The sequence below is a fragment of the Streptomyces sp. NBC_01451 genome (genome assembly GCF_036227485.1).
In the GTDB taxonomy this organism is placed as follows: Bacteria; Actinomycetota; Actinomycetes; order Streptomycetales; family Streptomycetaceae; genus Streptomyces.
In genome coordinates, this window is sequence record NZ_CP109479.1 from 6,483,234 (window position 1) to 6,498,206 (window position 14,973).

13 protein-coding genes are annotated in these 14,973 nt (G+C 68.1%); 12 read left to right on the forward strand and 1 reads right to left on the reverse strand.

The window, feature by feature from the left end:
* Positions 1 to 212: 212 nt before the first annotated feature.
* The 5 genes from tig to OG595_RS28495 all read left to right on the forward strand — a co-directional run bounded on the left by tig (position 213) and on the right by OG595_RS28495 (position 5,369).
* Positions 213 to 1,625, forward strand: coding sequence for a trigger factor (gene tig, locus OG595_RS28475; protein ID WP_329276866.1), 1,413 nt, complete (start codon positions 213 to 215; stop codon positions 1,623 to 1,625).
* Positions 1,626 to 2,078: 453 nt separating this feature from the next.
* On the forward strand, positions 2,079 to 2,687 hold the full coding sequence (locus OG595_RS28480) for an ATP-dependent Clp protease proteolytic subunit (protein WP_329283272.1): 609 nt from the start codon (positions 2,079 to 2,081) through the stop codon (positions 2,685 to 2,687).
* A gap of 49 nt (positions 2,688 to 2,736) precedes the next feature.
* Positions 2,737 to 3,435 carry an ATP-dependent Clp protease proteolytic subunit gene (locus OG595_RS28485; protein ID WP_329276868.1) on the forward strand — a complete coding sequence of 233 codons (699 nt, stop codon included), beginning with the start codon at positions 2,737 to 2,739 and terminating at the stop codon, positions 3,433 to 3,435.
* 183 nt (positions 3,436 to 3,618) lie between these two features.
* Complete coding sequence (clpX, locus tag OG595_RS28490; RefSeq protein ID WP_329283274.1) at positions 3,619 to 4,905, forward strand: ATP-dependent Clp protease ATP-binding subunit ClpX; 1,287 nt, start codon at positions 3,619 to 3,621, stop codon at positions 4,903 to 4,905.
* Positions 4,906 to 5,090: 185 nt separating this feature from the next.
* A complete protein-coding gene (locus tag OG595_RS28495; RefSeq protein WP_329276870.1) occupies positions 5,091 to 5,369 on the forward strand; it encodes a hypothetical protein in 279 nt (92 codons plus the stop codon).
* Between the two features lie 53 nt (positions 5,370 to 5,422).
* Here the strand turns inward: OG595_RS28495 and OG595_RS28500 are convergent, their stop codons facing one another.
* Positions 5,423 to 6,424, reverse strand: coding sequence for a hypothetical protein (locus OG595_RS28500; protein ID WP_329276871.1), 1,002 nt, complete (start codon positions 6,422 to 6,424; stop codon positions 5,423 to 5,425).
* A 136-nt stretch (positions 6,425 to 6,560) separates the two neighbouring features.
* Between OG595_RS28500 and OG595_RS28505 the strand changes: the two genes are divergently transcribed.
* The 7 genes from OG595_RS28505 to mreD all read left to right on the forward strand — a co-directional run bounded on the left by OG595_RS28505 (position 6,561) and on the right by mreD (position 14,863).
* Positions 6,561 to 9,191, forward strand: coding sequence for a valine--tRNA ligase (locus OG595_RS28505; protein ID WP_329276872.1), 2,631 nt, complete (start codon positions 6,561 to 6,563; stop codon positions 9,189 to 9,191).
* Between the two features lie 173 nt (positions 9,192 to 9,364).
* On the forward strand, positions 9,365 to 10,855 hold the full coding sequence (gene folC, locus OG595_RS28510; RefSeq protein ID WP_329276874.1) for a bifunctional tetrahydrofolate synthase/dihydrofolate synthase: 1,491 nt from the start codon (positions 9,365 to 9,367) through the stop codon (positions 10,853 to 10,855).
* A 6-nt stretch (positions 10,856 to 10,861) separates the two neighbouring features.
* On the forward strand, positions 10,862 to 11,227 hold the full coding sequence (locus OG595_RS28515) for a DUF4233 domain-containing protein (protein WP_329276876.1): 366 nt from the start codon (positions 10,862 to 10,864) through the stop codon (positions 11,225 to 11,227).
* A gap of 67 nt (positions 11,228 to 11,294) precedes the next feature.
* Positions 11,295 to 11,708: a nucleoside-diphosphate kinase gene (ndk, locus tag OG595_RS28520; RefSeq protein WP_329276878.1), complete on the forward strand. Its 414-nt coding sequence runs from the start codon at positions 11,295 to 11,297 to the stop codon at positions 11,706 to 11,708.
* Between the two features lie 358 nt (positions 11,709 to 12,066).
* Complete coding sequence (locus tag OG595_RS28525) at positions 12,067 to 13,086, forward strand: rod shape-determining protein (protein WP_327694884.1); 1,020 nt, start codon at positions 12,067 to 12,069, stop codon at positions 13,084 to 13,086.
* A 145-nt stretch (positions 13,087 to 13,231) separates the two neighbouring features.
* Positions 13,232 to 14,176, forward strand: a complete 945-nt coding sequence (gene mreC, locus OG595_RS28530) for a rod shape-determining protein MreC (RefSeq protein ID WP_329276880.1) — start codon at positions 13,232 to 13,234, stop codon at positions 14,174 to 14,176.
* Positions 14,177 to 14,191: 15 nt separating this feature from the next.
* Positions 14,192 to 14,863 (forward strand): rod shape-determining protein MreD, encoded by a 672-nt coding sequence (gene mreD / locus OG595_RS28535; protein WP_329276881.1) that lies wholly within the window; start codon positions 14,192 to 14,194, stop codon positions 14,861 to 14,863.
* The last annotated feature ends 110 nt before the right edge of the window (positions 14,864 to 14,973 follow it).

The following is a 14,973-nucleotide window of genomic DNA, read 5'->3' on the forward strand; positions in this document are numbered from 1 at the left end:
CAGGATCATCTTCAAGATCACCTTTTGGGGCGTGTACCGCCTGCGGCTAGTATGCAAACTGCGCGCCCGTGTGTCTGCGTTGTTAACGTCCCTCAAGGGCCGCGAATCCGCTGAGGCTCTGCCGCGTCCGGCACTGGACAGTCGCCGGCACAGGACAATCAGCAGAACCTTCGGTAGAACCCCAAGAAGTCAGCCCCCAAGGAGACCGAACCGTGAAGAGCGCCGTGGAGACCCTGAACCCGACCCGGGTTCGGCTCAGCATCGAGGTGCCCTTCGAGGAGCTCAAGGACAGCCTCGACGCGGCGTACAAGAAGATCAACCAGCAGGTCACGGTGAAGGGCTTCCGGAAGGGCAAGATCCCGGCCCGCATCATCGACCAGCGGTTCGGCCGCGGTGCGGTTCTGGAGGAGGCGGTCAACGACGCGCTCCCGAAGTTCTACACCGACGCGGTCAACGAGGCCGAGCTCAACGTCCTGGGCCAGCCCGAGGTCGACATCACGGAGTTGAAGGACGGCGAGACGCTGAACTTCACCGCCGAGGTCGACGTCCGCCCGACCATCGAGATCCCGGACTACTCCGGCATCGAGGTCGAGGTCGACGCGATCGAGGTCACCGAGGAGGACATCGACAAGTCGGTCGAGCAGCTCCGTGAGCGCTTCGCCGCCACCTCCCCGGTCGAGCGTGCCGCCGAGGACGGCGACGTCGTGACGCTGGACCTGGAGGCCAAGGTCGACGGCGAGGTGCTGGAGGACGGCGTCGCGAGCGGCGTCTCCTACACCATCGGCTCCGGCGAGCTGCTCGAAGGCGTCGACGCCGCCGTCACGGGCCTGGAGGCCGGTGGCGAGGCCACCTTCACCTCCGAGCTCAAGGGCGGCTCGGCGGCCGGCAAGGAGGCCGAGGTCACCGTCAAGGTCACCCAGGTCGCCGCCCGCGAACTCCCGGCCCTGGACGACGAGTTCGCCCAGCTCGCCTCCGAGTTCGACACCCTGGAGGAGCTGCGCGCGGACAGCCGCAAGCGCCTCGAGAACATGAAGCAGTACGACCAGGCCACGCAGGCCCAGGAGCGCGTCCTGGAGAAGCTGCTGGAGCTCGTCGAGGTGCCCGTCCCCGAGAAGCTTCTCGAGGACGAGATCAACACCCGTAAGCACAACCTGGAGCACCACCAGCTCGGTCAGATGGGCCTCGACCTCGAGAAGTACCTCGAGATCCAGGGCAAGACGGCCGAGGAGTTCGACACCGAGACCAAGGAAGCCGCGGTCAAGGGCATCAAGACCCAGTTCGTCCTCGACGAGCTGGTCAACAAGGAGAAGCTGAACGTCAACCAGGAGGAGCTCACCGAGCACCTCATGCGGCGCGCGGCCTCCTCCGGCATGTCCCCCGACCAGTTCGCCCAGGCGGTCGTCGAGGGCGGCCAGGTCCCGATGCTGGTCGGCGAGGTCGCCCGCGGCAAGGCCCTCGCGGTCGTCGTGGAGGCCGCCACGGTCAAGGACACCAACGGCGAGATCATCGACCTCGACGACGAGGAAGAGGACGAGACCACGGAGACGGCCGAGGCCGCCACCGAGGAGACCCCGGCCGCCGAGGCCGAGGCCGCCGAAGCCCCGGAGGAGAAGCCCGAGGCCTGAAAACCCCGGCACCTCTGAAACACCCATAAGGCGGGCCCCCGGGACTTCGGTCCCCGGGGGCCCGTTGCCGTCCGCGCCCACGGGGACGCGCCCCATAGGGGCGCGGGGAACTGCGCGACAAGCCACGACGGACCAGCACCCGACCACTCCCGGCGGAGCCACGGCGAGAGGCGGCAGGGGGCCCGGGGCGCAGCCCCGCGACGCTCACCACAACCCCGGCCCCGACGCAGTCGACCCCCGCTGGAAACCCTGCTCAACCCAGCGGAGCGCATGCGCTCACAGCGAACAGTTCCTTTCCCGGGATTCCCCGGAGGGACCCGCGCGTTAGGGTCCATGAATACGAGGGCAGGGGAGTCCCCGAAAACGGCCGGACAGCCCCACGCCCCGGCAGAACACGTGAGACGGCCCGGCGCCGTCGTAATACGAGCAGGTGGATACGACGTGACGAATCTGATGCCTTCCGCCGCCGGCGAGCCTTCCATCGGCGGTGGCCTCGGCGACCAGGTCTACAACCGGCTGCTCAACGAGCGGATCATCTTCCTCGGCCAGCCGGTCGACGACGACATCGCGAACAAGATCACCGCGCAGCTGCTGCTCCTCGCCGCCGCTGACCCGGACAAGGACATCAACCTCTACATCAACAGCCCGGGCGGTTCGATCACGGCCGGCATGGCGATCTACGACACCATGCAGTTCATCAAGAACGACGTGATGACCATCGCCATGGGTCTCGCGGCGTCCATGGGCCAGTTCCTGCTCAGCGCCGGTACGCCCGGCAAGCGCTTCGCCCTGCCGAACGCCGAGATCCTGATCCACCAGCCCTCCGCGGGCCTCGCGGGTTCGGCCTCGGACATCAAGATCCACGCCGAGCGGCTGCTGCACACCAAGAAGCGCATGGCCGAGCTCACCTCGCAGCACACGGGCCAGACCGTCGAGCAGGTCACCCGGGACTCGGACCGCGACCGCTGGTTCGACCCCGAGGAGGCCAAGGCGTACGGCCTCATCGACGACGTCATCGCCACGGCCGCAGGCATCCCGGGCGGCGGCGGCACAGGGGTGTAAGGCCCCCAACGCCCTCCAGCCCCCGCCTAAGCCCCTTTCAGGAGACACCGTGAACGACTTCCCCGGCAGCGGCCTCTACGACCGTACAAGGGCCGCCCAGGCCGCCCAGGCGGAGTACACCGGCCCCGCCGCCGAATCCCGCTACGTCATCCCGCGCTTCGTCGAGCGCACCTCGCAGGGCGTGCGCGAGTACGACCCGTACGCGAAGCTCTTCGAGGAGCGCGTGATCTTCCTCGGCGTGCAGATCGACGACGCCTCCGCCAACGACGTCATGGCGCAGCTGCTGTGCCTGGAGTCGATGGACCCCGACCGGGACATCTCGGTCTACATCAACAGCCCCGGTGGCTCGTTCACGGCCCTCACGGCCATTTACGACACGATGCAGTTCGTGAAGCCGGACGTCCAGACGGTCTGCATGGGCCAGGCGGCCTCCGCCGCCGCGATCCTCCTCGCGGCCGGTACGCCGGGCAAGCGCATGGCGCTGCCCAACGCGCGCGTGCTGATCCACCAGCCGTACAGCGAGACCGGCCGCGGGCAGGTCTCCGACCTGGAGATCGCGGCCAACGAGATCCTCCGGATGCGTGCCCAGCTGGAGGACATGCTGGCCAGGCACTCCACCACGCCGATCGAGAAGATCCGCGAGGACATCGAGCGCGACAAGATCCTCACGGCCGAGGACGCGCTGGCCTACGGCCTGATCGACCAGATCATTTCCACTCGGAAAATGAACAACGCCAGCGTCCGCTGACGTACTGGTGGACGCAGAAGCTGTGGCGTCTGCCGCCCCTTGGCACGGTTTGACTCGGAGCACGACAAAGTGAACCGCGCCAAGGGGGGCCCGAACGAGGGGCCCGGCAAGGTACCGTCGGACATAAGGCAGCACCAGGAGTCGCTGGACCTAGGCGTCTCCCAGGCGAAGGGGAAGCACACCGTGGCACGCATCGGTGACGGCGGCGATCTGCTCAAGTGCTCGTTCTGTGGCAAGAGCCAGAAGCAGGTCAAAAAGCTCATCGCAGGCCCCGGTGTGTACATCTGCGACGAGTGCATCGATCTCTGCAACGAGATCATCGAGGAAGAACTCGCGGAGACGAGTGAGGTCAGGTGGGAGGAACTCCCCAAGCCTCGCGAGATCTACGAGTTCCTCGAGGGGTACGTAGTCGGTCAGGAGTCGGCCAAGAAGGCCCTGTCCGTCGCGGTGTACAACCACTACAAGCGGGTCCAGGCCGGTGAGAACAGCGGCGGTCAAAGCCGTGAGGACGCCATCGAGTTGGCGAAGTCGAACATCCTCCTGCTGGGCCCCACGGGCTCGGGCAAGACCCTCCTCGCGCAGACACTGGCGCGCATGCTGAACGTCCCGTTCGCCATCGCCGACGCGACGGCGCTGACGGAGGCGGGGTATGTCGGCGAGGACGTCGAGAACATCCTGTTGAAGCTGATCCAGGCGGCGGACTACGACGTCAAGAAGGCCGAAACCGGAATCATCTACATCGACGAGATCGACAAGGTCGCGCGGAAGAGTGAAAACCCGTCGATCACGCGTGACGTGTCCGGCGAGGGCGTCCAGCAGGCTCTGCTGAAGATCCTCGAAGGCACGACGGCCTCGGTCCCGCCGCAGGGCGGACGCAAGCACCCGCACCAGGAGTTCATCCAGATCGACACGACGAACGTCCTGTTCATCGTGGGTGGTGCCTTCGCCGGCCTGGAGAAGCTCATCGAGTCGAGGGCGGGCGCCAAGGGCATCGGCTTCGGCGCGACGATCCGCTCCAAGCGCGAGATGGAGAACAAGGACCAGTTCGAGGCGGTCATGCCCGAGGACCTGGTGAAGTTCGGGATGATCCCGGAGTTCATCGGCCGCCTCCCCGTGATCACCTCGGTCCACAACCTGGACCGCAAGGCGCTCCTGCAGATCCTGGTGGAGCCGCGCAACGCCCTCGTCAAGCAGTACCAGCGCCTCTTCGAACTCGACGGTGTGGAGCTGGACTTCGAGCGCGAGGCCCTGGAGGCCATCGCCGACCAGGCGATCCTGCGCCAGACCGGCGCCCGTGGCCTGCGCGCCATCATGGAGGAGGTCCTCCAGGCGGTGATGTACGAGGTCCCGTCCCGCAAGGACGTGGCCCGGGTCGTCATCACGGCGGACGTCGTCCTGTCGAACGTGAACCCGACCCTGATCCCGAGGGACGCGCGCGGGCGCGGCCCGGGGGAGCAGAAGACGGCATAGACGGTTCTGGTACCTCACACAGGGGGCGCCCGGCGATATCGCCGGGCGCCCCCTGTGTGCTTGTTTCCTTGTTTCCTTGTTTCCTTCGTGTCCTGAGGCCGGGGCCGGTCGGTCCGTGATGTTGTGGACCAACAGCATCGGCCGCCTCTCCGAGGGGCTGGTGCCAGTGGAACGGGGCTCCAGTAATGAAGACGAAGCGCGTCCTGGCGACGATGGGTGTTGTCGTGGCGGCGGGGATCGTGCCGCTCACCACGGCTTCACCGGCCTCGGCCACGGTCGTCCAGTGCGTCGGCGTGGTCCACGGTTACGGATACGTCGTCGGCCCGAAGGTGACAACCGCTTGTACGTACAAGCCGCTGCCCAACCCACTGGGATCGGATTTTCCGAATCCGACCTGCGTGACCATGCTCGTCCAGCTGGGAATCACGAGCAGCAGGGCGAACACGGCCTGTTCCTGGGCCTGACGCCCGACGTCTGATGTCTGGAACCCGACGGGTTACCGCTGTGACGGTGGTGGCTACGCCTTGACGCGGACGTCGTTGCGGATCTTGGCCGCCAGGGAGGCGGTGTCGTCGATCGACCCGCCGCCGCTGATGAGTTCGGCGTAGCTGAAGGCCGTGACCACGGCGACGGTGCTGTGGTCGCCCCAGATGCACATCGGCATCTTGAGGGTCTTCGCGGTGTCCGTGGCCGACGTGTCGTTGTTCGTGATCTCGGCCACCTGGCACTTCATGATGCCGTTGGAGAAACCGGTCGGCGTCACCTGTTCCGGGCTGCCGATCATCTTCCCGGTCGTGTCGTCGCCGCTCTGGTTCTTCTCGGACTCGGTCTTCAGCTTGGCGAACATGGCGTCGACGACGGCCTCCGGGTCGTCGATGGTGCCGTAAGCACCGCTGAAGGACAGGTTCTTCACGGTCAGGCCCGATCCCTGCTCATAGCCCGCGCTGACGTCCTTCGGGTTCTGCACGCCCCACTTCTCGAAGTCCGCCTTGTCCTCGGAGGTCATCCCGTCCGAGGCATCGGCGCCGTCCGACTTCTTGTACGTGTCGTCGACCACGGTCGCCGGCGTCGTCAGCTTGTGCGCGCCGTCGTCGGCGATGTCGGAGCCGCTGCCCGAACCGCCGCCCAGCACGAAGTACGCCCCCACGGCGATGGCGGCCACGGCGGCCACCGCCCCGAGGATGATCCCCGTCTTCTTCCTGCCCCCGCTCGGCGCCGGCGGCTGCGGAACCCCGTAAGGGGCCTGGCCGTACGGCGGCTGCTGGCCGTACGGGTTGGGGGCACCCTGTGGGGCCTGCTGCGGATAGCCGTAACCGGGCTGCGGGGGAGCCTGCTGCGGATAGCCGTAGCCCGGCTGCGGAGGCGCCTGCTGGGGGTAGCCGTAACCCGGCTGGGGAGCCGTCGGAGGGGCCTGGGGTACCTGGGGCGGCTGGCCGTAGGGACCCGGCTGGGCCGGCTGCCCGTACGGTCCGGGCTGCTGGGGCGGTCCGCCGTACGGGCCCGGCTGGTTGTGGCTCATCTCTGGGTTCCCCTCCAGATGCTTATGTGTTCCTGACATCCTCGCGCAGGCCAGGAGTCCGAGTTGCCCCCGGTGTCCCACCGTTACGAAAGAAACGTGTTTCGGGACAGGGTCGTGACGCCTCTAAACTGACCGGGTGACCGAGAACGCTCAGCAGCAGCCAACAGCGCCCATCACCGAACTGCCGACCCAGTACGCGCCGGCCGAGGTAGAGGGGAAGCTGTACGAGCGCTGGGTGGACCGGGGTTACTTCGCCGCCGACGCGAAGAGCGACAAGCCCGCCTACACCATCGTCATCCCGCCGCCGAACGTCACGGGCTCCCTCCACCTGGGCCACGCCTTCCAGCACACGCTCATGGACGCCCTCACCCGCCGCAAGCGCATGCAGGGCTTCGAGTCGCTGTGGCTCCCCGGCATGGACCACGCCGGCATCGCCACCCAGAACAAGGTCGAGCAGCAGCTTGCCGAGGAGGGCAAGTCGCGGCACGACCTGGGGCGCGAGGAGTTCGTCGAGCGGGTCTGGCAGTGGAAGGAGGAGTACGGCGGCAAGATCCTTGGGCAGATGCGGCGCCTGGGAGATGGCGTCGACTGGTCGCGCGAGCGGTTCACCATGGACGAGGGACTGTCCAAGGCGGTCCAGACGATCTTCAAGAAGCTCTACGACGACGGCCTCATCTACCGTGCCGAGCGCATCATCAACTGGTGTCCGCGCTGTCTGACGGCGATCTCCGACATCGAGGTGGAGTACCAGGAGGACGCGGGCGAGCTCGTCTCGATCAGGTACGGCGAGGGCGAGGACAGCCTGGTCGTCGCCACCACCCGCGCCGAGACGATGCTCGGTGACACCGCCGTCGCCGTCCACCCCGACGACGAGCGCTACAAGCACCTCGTCGGCAAGCAGATCAAGCTGCCGCTGACGGACCGTTCCATCCCGGTCGTCGCCGACACGCATGTCGACCCGGAGTTCGGCACGGGTGCCGTCAAGGTGACCCCGGCCCACGACCCGAACGACTTCGCCATCGGGCAGCGCCACAACCTGCCCAACATGACGATCATGGACGAGCACGGTGTGATCACCGTCCACGGCCCGTTCCTCGGCCTGGACCGCTTCGAGGCCCGCTCCGCCGTCGTCGGCGCGCTGCGCGGACAGGGCAGGATCGTCGCCGAGAAGCGCCCGTACACGCACTCCGTCGGGCACTGCTCGCGCTGCTCCACCACCGTCGAGCCGCGCCTGTCCCTCCAGTGGTGGGTCAAGGTCGAGACGCTGGCCAAGGCCGCCGGTGACGCGGTCCGCGACGGCCGGGTCTCGATCCACCCCGAGGAGATGGCCAAGCGCTACTTCGACTGGGTCGACAACCTCAACGACTGGTGCATCTCACGCCAGTTGTGGTGGGGCCACCGCATCCCGGTCTGGTACGGCCCGGACGGCGAGGTCGTCTGCGTCGGACCCGACGAGGAGCCTCCGGGCACCGAGGCCGAGGGCTGGAAGCAGGACACCGACGTCCTCGACACCTGGTTCTCCTCCGGCCTGTGGCCGTTCTCCACCCTCGGCTGGCCCGAACAGACCCCGGACCTGGAGAAGTTCTACTCGACCGACGTCCTGCTCACCGGCCACGACATCATCTTCTTCTGGGTCGCCCGGATGATGATGTTCGGCCTGTACGCCATGGACGGCGAGGCCCCGTTCAAGACCATCGCGCTGACCGGCCTGGTCCGCGACGAGCGCGGCAAGAAGATGTCGAAGTCCTTCGGCAACGTCGTCGACCCGCTGGACTGGATGGACAAGTACGGCTCCGACGCCGTCCGCTTCACCCTGGCCAAGGGCGCCAACCCCGGCACCGACGTCCCGATCGGCGAGGACTGGGTCCAGGCGTCCAGCAAGTTCGCCAACAAGATCTGGAACGCCACCCGCTTCGCGCTGATGAACGGCGCCACCATCGAGGGTGAGCTCCCGGCCGCCGAGCGACTGACGGCGACCGACCGCTGGATCCTCTCCCGACTGAACAAGACGGTCGCGCAGGTCGACGCGTACTACGACGACTTCCAGTTCGCGAAGCTCAGCGACACGCTCTACCACTTCGCGTGGGACGAGGTCTTCGACTGGTACGTGGAGCTGTCGAAGACGACCTTCTTCGCGGGCGGCGAGCAGGCCAGGGTCTCCGGCCGGGTCCTCGGCGAGGTCATCGACGTCATGCTGCGGCTGCTCCACCCGGTCATCCCCTTCGTCACCGAGACGCTGTGGACGACGCTGACCGGCCGTGAGTCCCTCGTCATCGCCGAGTGGCCGAGGGACAGCGGCTTCCGCGACGAGGCGGCCGAGACCGAGATCGGCACGGTCCAGGCTGTCGTCACCGAGGTCCGCCGCTTCCGCAAGGAGCAGGGCCTCCAGGACGGCCAGAAGGTCCCCGCCCGACTCACCCTCGACGGCACCGCGCTGGCCGCGCACGAGGCGGCCATCCGCCAGCTGCTGCGCCTCCAGCCGGAGGAGGACGGCTTCCACGCCACCGCGACCCTCCCGGTCGCCGGCGCCACGGTCGCCCTCGACCTCTCCGGCACGATCGACGTCGAGGCGGAGCGCAAGCGCCTCGCGAAGGACCTGGCGGCGGCGCAGAAGGAACGGCAGCAGGCCGAGGCCAAGCTCGGCAACGAGGCGTTCCTGGCGAAGGCCCCGGACAACGTGGTCGACAAGATCCGGGGCCGCCTCACCAAGGCGGACGAGGACATCGCCCGCATCCAGGCCCAGCTGGACGGCCTGCCGCAGGTGTAGGGAGTCCGTAGGGTGCGCAGGCCCCCGGGAACTTTGATCCCCGGGGGCCTGTTCGCGCCCGAAAGGGGCGCGGGGAACTGCGCGACAAGCCACAACGAATCCGCACTCGCCGAACAAGCCCCACCACCCCACTCCGTAGGCACCCTGTCAGCCCCCGTCCGTAGACTGACCCCGTGAGCGACACCGACCCCTTCGACGACATCATCGACGCCGAGACCGACCGCGACCCCGACCTCGCGGTCATCGAGGCCGGCAGCCGCACCCTCCGTACCGCGGGCGGAGCCGCACCCGCATCCGCCGAGGTGCCGACCCGACCCCAGGACCCCGAGGTCGACAGGGCGCTGCGCGCGGTGGAGGCGGATCTCGCCACGCGCTGGGGCGAGACCAAGCTGGAGCCGTCCGTCAGCCGTATCGCCGCGCTGATGGACGTGCTGGGGGAACCGCAGCGCGCGTACCCGTCGATCCACATCACCGGCACCAACGGCAAGACGTCCACCGCCCGCATGATCGAGACCCTCCTCGGTGCCTTCGACCTGCGCACCGGGCGGTACACCTCACCGCACGTCCAGTCGATCACCGAGCGGATCACTCTCGACGGGGCGCCGATCTCCGCCGAGCGCTTCGTGGAGACGTACGACGACATCAAGGCGTACGTCGAGATGGTCGACGCCCAGCAGGAGTTCCGGCTCTCCTTCTTCGAGGTCCTGACCGGTATGGCGTACGCCGCCTTCGCCGACGCCCCGGTCGACGTGGCCGTCGTCGAGGTCGGGATGGGGGGCAGCTGGGACGCCACCAACGTGATCGACGCCGATGTGGCCGTCGTGACGCCCATCGATCTCGACCACACCGACCGGCTCGGCGGCACGACCGGTGAGATCGCCGTCGAGAAGGGCGGCATCATCAAGCAGGACGCGACCGTCATCCTCGCCCAGCAGCCGGTCGACGCGGCCCAGGTGCTGCTGAAGAAGGCCGTCGAGGTGGACGCCACGGTGGCCAGGGAGGGCCTGGAGTTCGGGGTCGTGAGCAGGCAGGTCGCCGTGGGCGGCCAGATGGTGACGCTGCGCGGGCTCGGCGGGGAGTACGAGGAGATCTTCCTGCCGCTGCACGGCGGCTACCAGGCCCACAACGCGGCCGTCGCCCTCGCCGCTGTCGAGGCGTTCTTCGGCATCGGCACCCAGCGGCCCGAACCCCTCGACATCGACACCGTGCGCAAGGCGTTCGCCGCGGTGACGTCCCCGGGGCGGCTGGAGGTCGTACGCCGCTCTCCCACCGTCGTACTCGACGCCGCGCACAATCCGGCGGGCGCACGGGCCACCGCCGAGGCCGTGGGCGAGGCCTTCGACTTCAGCCGGCTCATCGGCCTGGTCGGGGCGAGCGCTGACAAGAACGTACGCGGGGTGCTGGAGGCCTTCGAGCCGGTCTTCGCCGAGGTCGTGATCACGCAGAACTCCAGCCATCGCGCGATGGACGCCGACGAACTGGCCGCCATCGCCGTCGAGGTCTTCGGCGACGACCGGGTCCAGGTCGAGCCGCGCCTCGACGACGCCCTGGAGGCCGCCATCACCCTCGCCGAGGAGGACGGGGAGTTCTCCGGCGGCGGGGTGCTCGTCACCGGCTCCGTCATCACCGTCGGCGAGGCCCGACTGCTCCTGGGGAGGGGCTGACCTGCCGTGCGTACCCTCTGTGCTTCGACCCTGATCGGCGAGGTCTTCCTGATCGGCTTCGCCGGTCTCGTCGCCATGAAAGACCCCGACCTGGCCATGTCGACCGTGTGGACGGTCAGCGGCGTCGCCATGCTGCTGTGCGTGCTGCTCTGCGGTGTGATCACCCGGCCCGGCGGGGTGCAGCTCGGCTGGGCCCTGCAGATCGTGCTCATCGCGTCCGGCTTCATCGTGCCGACCATGTTCTTCATGGGCGCGATGTTCGCCGCCCTGTGGTGGGCGTCCGTGCACTACGGGCGGAAGATCGACGAGGCGAAGGCCCGTTTCGCCGCGCAGACCCGGTCGACGACCGGTACCAGTCCTGACGCTGCGTGACACCCGCTCGGACCGGCCCTGTAGCCTCTGACAACCGCACACACGTGACCCGAATGGAGCCACCCTCGTGACTCAGCGCACCCTCGTCCTCCTCAAGCCCGACGCCGTCCGTCGCGGCCTGACCGGCGAGATCATCGGCCGGATCGAGCGCAAGGCCGGCTGGCGGATCACCGCGCTGGAGCTGCGCACGCTGGACCAGGACACGCTGGAGCAGCACTACGGCGAGCACAAGGGCAAGCCCTTCTACGAGCCCCTCGTCGAGTTCATGGCCTCCGGCCCCGTCGTCGCGCTCGTCGTCGAGGGCGACCGGGTCATCGAGGGTGTGCGGGCGCTCGCCGGACCCACCGACCCCATCGCCGCCGCCCCCGGTTCCATCCGCGGCGACTTCGGCGTGATCGTGCGCGAGAACCTCATCCACGCCTCCGACTCCGAGGAGTCCGCGGAGCGCGAGCTGAAGATCTTCTTCCCCGGCCGCGGCTGATCCGTCCCGGACACCGGCGTACAGTCGGTGAAATTCTTGCGCAGTTTCTGTTCGCGCCCCTGCTGAGGAACCGTCACCTCACCCGGATGCCTGACCTGGGACGGCCGTCGAAAACCGGCCGTCCTCCGGCATATGCGTGCCGATCGGGGGAACGCCTACCCCCGAACGCCCGTCTCCAGAAGCGAGACGGCACATCGCATGCTGACAATGGCGAAGACCCTCGCGTGGTGTTCGTGCAGGCGCGACTACGATGTAAGCCTGACAAGCCTTCACGTCACCGCACCAACTTCGCCGCCCCAAAGCAGAGCCATCACACGCTTCACTTGGGAAGGCCAGACGAATCCTGATGGGGAACTCAATGTCGTTCATCGGCCGTGACATGGCTGTCGACCTCGGGACCGCCAACACGCTGGTGTACGTCAGGGGTCGCGGGATCGTACTCAACGAGCCGTCCGTCGTCGCGATCAACACCAACACCGGTGGCATTCTCGCGGTCGGATCGGAAGCGAAGAAGATGATCGGTAGGACGCCCGGCAACATCGTTGCCGTGCGTCCGCTCAGGGACGGCGTCATCGCCGACTTCGAGATCACCGAGCGGATGCTCCGCTACTTCATTCTGAAGATTCACAAGCGGCGGTATCTCGCCCGTCCCCGTGTCGTCGTCTGTGTGCCCTCGGGCATCACGGGCGTCGAGCGCCGCGCCGTCATCGAGGCCTCGTCCCAGGCCGGCGCGCGCCAGGTGCACATCATCGAGGAGCCCATGGCCGCGGCCATCGGTTCCGGCCTGCCGGTCCACGAGGCCACGGGCAACATGGTGGTGGACATCGGCGGCGGCACCACGGAGGTCGCGGTCATCTCCCTCGGCGGCATCGTCACCGCCCAGTCCATCCGCGTCGCGGGTGACGAGCTGGACAGTTCGATCATCCAGCACATCAAGAAGGAGTACTCCCTTCTGCTGGGCGAGCGGACTGCCGAACAGATCAAGATCACGATCGGTTCGGCGTACGACCTCGACAACGACGAACACACCGAAATCCGCGGCCGGGACCTTGTCTCCGGGCTGCCCAAGACCGTCGTGATCTCCGCGGCCGAAGTGCGCAAGGCGATCGAAGAGCCGGTGAACGCGATCGTCGACGCCGTGAAGACCACCCTCGACAAGTGCCCGCCCGAGCTGTCCGGCGACATCATGGACCGCGGAATCGTTCTGACCGGCGGTGGGGCCCTGCTCCGCGGGCTCGACGAACGGCTGCGCCGTGAGACCGGCATGCCCATCCACATCGCCGAGGACCCGCTGGACAGTGTGGTGCTCGGCTCCGGCAAGTGTGTGGAGGAGTTCGAGGCGCTCCAGCAGGTGCTGGACGCGCAGCCGCGCAGATGACGTAACTCTTCGATTCCGCCGTACGAGACGATCTCCTCTCGTGCGGCGGATCGTTGGTATAGAGGCATAAGCTCCCGAGAACAACGCATCTGCCCCAACTCTTCCGCCCCGAAAAAACTCTATTGAGGAAGGCACGCCGCCGCACGTGAGGGACACACGAGAGAGCCGGCTGCTCCTGGTGCTGCTGATCGCCATCGCGTTCGCGCTGATCACGGTGGACATCCGTGGCGGGGAGGACTCACCGGTCGACGGTGCCCGGCAGGCCGCGGCAACCGTCTTCGGCCCGGTCGAGGACGGGGTGGCCACCGTGGTCGACCCGGTCGGCGACGCGGTCTCCGCCGTACGCGACTCCGGTGACCGGCACGACCGGCTCGCCACGCTGGAGAAGGAGAACGCGGCGCTCAAGGCCCGTCTCGGCAGCGACGACCGCAACCGCAGCCGGCTCAGCCAGCTCGACAAGATGCTGAAGTCGGCCGGTGCCGGGCAGTACGGCATCAAGGGCGCCGAGGTCATCGCCATAGGAGCGGCCCAGGGCTTCTCCTGGACGGTCACCATCGACATCGGCGCCAACGACGGCGTCAAGCGCGACATGACCGTCCTGAACGGCGACGGACTCGTCGGCCGCGTCACCACCGTCGGCCCCGGCACCTCGACCGTGCTGCTCGCCAACGACCCCGACTTCACCGTCGGCACGCGGATGGAGGGCAGCGACGAACTGGGCTTCGCCTCCGGGCAGGGCGACCGGCCGCTGCGCGTCCAGCTCCTCAACGGCAAGGCCAAGGTGAGCAAGGGCGACCGGCTCGTCACCTTCGGCTCGCAGGCCGACAAGCCGTTCGTGCCCGGCGTACCCGTCGGTTTCGTGTCCCGGGTCGACCCCTCGGGCGGCGACCTGACCCGCACGATCTACGTCACGCCGTTCGTCGGCTTCACCAAGCTCGACATCGTCGGTGTCGTCGTCGAGGCCCCGCGCACCGACCCGCGCGACACCGTCCTCCCGGCCAGGCCGAGGCCGACCCCCACGCCGACGGTCACCGTGACGGTGACACCGTCCGCGTCCGCGGCCGACGGCCAGTTCCAGCAAGAGCAGTAGGAGCTGAACTCCCCCATGCGTTTCAACCGGATGCTCCTCTCCACCACCCTGGTGATCGTCGCCATGGTGATCCAGGTGAGCGTCCTCGCCCGCCTCCACCTCCCGGGCGCCGTCCCCGACCTGCTGCTGCTGACCGTCCTCGGCCTCGCCCTGGTGTACGGCCATGTCGGCGGCGCCCTCGTCGGTTTCGGCGCCGGACTCCTCGCCGACCTCGCCCCGCCCGCCGACCACGCGGCCGGCCGCTACGCCCTCGTGCTGTGCGTCGTCGGCTATCTGGCCGGCCTGGTCAAGCCCGAGAACGGCAGACTCAAGTCGGCCACCGGCCCGATGGTCGTCGTGGTCGCCGCCGCCGTCGGCACGACCCTGCTGTACGCCGGTGTCGGAGCCCTCGTCGGCGACACCGCCGCCCGCCATGTCGGCCTCAGCAGCCTGTTGTTCACGGCCGCGCTGTACGACCTGCTGCTCGCGCCCTTCGTGGTCCCCGGCATCATGTTCCTGGCCCGCAGAGCGGAGAACGACCCGCTCGCCGAGGCCAACTCCTCATCCAAGAAGGCCGACATCTCCTCGGGCTGGCTCGCCTCCGGCACCGGCCTGCGCATCGGCAGCCAGCGCGGCGGCCTGAAGATGAGGGCGGTCCGCTCGAAGGCCGCCCGCGCCGGCCGCATCAAGGGGGTCAAGCGCCTGTGACCGCGCATCAGCAGAGGACCCCCGAAAGCGACGCTCACAGCTCGACCGTGTACTCGTATGCCTCATACGTCCGTGTCCCGCACGCGTACTGAGAGGCGGAGGCAGCACCA